Source organism: Bacillaceae bacterium S4-13-56, from assembly GCA_040191315.1.
GTDB lineage: Bacteria > Bacillota > Bacilli > Bacillales > JAWJLM01 > JAWJLM01.
In genome coordinates this window covers 1-2305 of sequence record JAWJLM010000150.1, presented here as the reverse complement: position 1 = coordinate 2305, position 2305 = coordinate 1, and the positions used below count along the sequence as shown (strand labels likewise).

Annotated in this window: 2 protein-coding genes; both read right to left on the bottom strand. The window is 39.9% G+C overall.

Annotated features, from left to right (window positions below):
* Positions 1 to 131: 131 nt before the first annotated feature.
* Positions 132 to 902, bottom strand: a complete 771-nt coding sequence (istB, locus tag RZN25_18255) for an IS21-like element helper ATPase IstB (GenBank protein ID MEQ6378746.1) — start codon at positions 900 to 902, stop codon at positions 132 to 134.
* Positions 899 to 2305 (bottom strand): IS21 family transposase (gene istA, locus RZN25_18250; protein ID MEQ6378745.1); only part of this gene is annotated, 1407 nt, incomplete at its 5' end. The genes istA and istB, both read right to left, overlap by 4 nt.

Below are 2305 nucleotides of genomic sequence, written 5' to 3'. Positions count from 1 at the left end.
AAAATTCCCCCACCTATATTCTCCAGACGTGGTAGGGGAATGGGGTGACAGTACAAAGGGGTGACCCCCACATGAACAGTCATTAATTTCATACTTGCACCTCATCATTTATATCAAATGCCCTAGTTAGGCTAAACTAACTGCTGATCTTCAAGCCACCGTTTGGTTTCTTTCATACGGTAAGAGTTTCCATTCATATTTACGATATAAGCCTGGTGTGTCAAACGATCGATCATTGCTGCAGTCATCACTGGATCCTGAAATATTCCACCCCAGCGTTCAAAAGATAAGTTTGTTGTAATAATCGTTGACTTCTGGGCAGCTCTTAATGATAAATGGGTAAACAGAAGTTCAGCTCCTTCCTTATCAAATGAAATGTAGCCCATTTCATCTGCGATGACGAGATCGTATTTTTCAAAGCGATTTTGGAAAGACCGCAGGGCCTTCTCTGACCTACACTCTTTTATTCGATTGATGAGTAATGGTACGGTTGTGAACCAAACTTTATAGCCCTCCATGCAAGCCTTGATACCCAACCCTATACTAATGTGGGACTTTCCCGTCCCTGGATTCCCTGCTAAAATTACGTTTCTGCCTTCCTTAATAAAATCAAGTGTTTTTAAACGCTTATATTTCTGCTGTGCATCCGGAGGTAATTCTCCTACCACCAAATCTTCTAAATAGCGCTTGTAAGGAAATTCTGCCCGACGGACACGATTATATCTTGCAGTTTCTTCTCTGGTATCCATTTCTTTTTGTAAGAGTAATGCCAAAAATTCCTCATAACTTGCGTCTTTTTCAGATGCTTCTTTTACCCCTTCCTTAAAATGTTGGTGGATTGTCGGCAGCTTTAAAACTTTGCTATACTGCGATACTTCTTTCTCCCAATTTCTCTTAATCATGCGATTTCCTCCTTTATCCCCAATGTCTTGGTCTGAAATAGCTCATCATAGGCACGTAAGTGTTCTTGGGCATGAGTCGTGATATCGCTCTTATCTTGGTAAAGAGAGGCTGAAACAAGTTCCTCCTGATTCTTTGCACATAATACCTTAATTTTGTCTGTCGTTACGTGGGACGGATGAATGTTTCGCAACTCTTTGATGCTCTGTTCCACCTCTTTCAAATTATCGTTTTCTTGTAAATAGTGAATAAGCTCTATAAATTCTTTGGCATTATTGGTATAATAAGTTTCATAAATGTTTTTGATTTTTTTATCTGCCTGTTGTAAAGCCACACTACTGGCTAATGCACCAGGCTTTTTCTTTAATGTATTTAAATAATGGTCTAGTTGTAGCCTCCATTCATGGCCTCCCGTTAATCGGTGGTGCTCTGCAATTTTTTCTCCATTATTAAAGCATTGGATTCGATTAGAATAGATCTTTGCCATGACTTCTTCGTTCACTAGATGATCCGGAACAGAATAATGGTTTTGATCAATCACGACTGTGGAATACTTATCCACGCGTACATTCTCTATTCGTGCTGCATCAAACGGCGGAAGAGCTGGCAGAAGAAGCGCTTGTTCCTGTGCGAATAATTCATTTGCCGATTGGTCTTTCCCTGTTTGTTGCTTTTGATTAAGCTTTTCACAGGTCTCTAACAAATATTGATTCGCCACCTCTAATGTGTCAAAACTGTCTTTAAACGCAAATGCCTTTCTCCGAATCACTTCAACACTACGTTCCACATGGCCTTTTTCATTCCCGCGTCTTATATTACAAAAACGGTAATCAAAGGTGTAATAGAGTGATAGTTTTATTAGACCTTCCGTCGGTTCCTTCTTTGTTCCCACAAACCGTTTGACGGCTACTTTCATATTGTCATAAACCATGGTCTTATAAACGCCACCTACCTTGTCAAAAAATAGAGCGTGAGCTTCTTGGAAACATTCTGTTTTTTGTTTGGTAAACAAGTATGCCATTCGGTAATTCCCATATGCGGGGGTAAACACCGCCATTTGAAGAACCTGCCGTTTTCCATTAATCGTAATTTTCACTTCCCCCCAATCAAATTCACAAATATCACCAGGTAGGAAAGCACCCTTTATGTATGCTTCTTTCGGTTTCTTTTCTAATTCGCGTACAGTGCGAAGGACTGTACTATAACTAATCGTATAACCTTCCTCCTCCAATACCTGATGTATGTCTATAGGCTTCTTCTGTTGCTTTCGTAAGCCGTTTCTCCTTTTCTCTTCATTTTCTAATACTAACTCATGAATTTTTTCTTCGATTTCTTTTGTTAGGGTGCGCTTCGGCCTTTCTCCAACACGATATCTAGGTGCCTCTACAATGGTTTGAATCAGTTC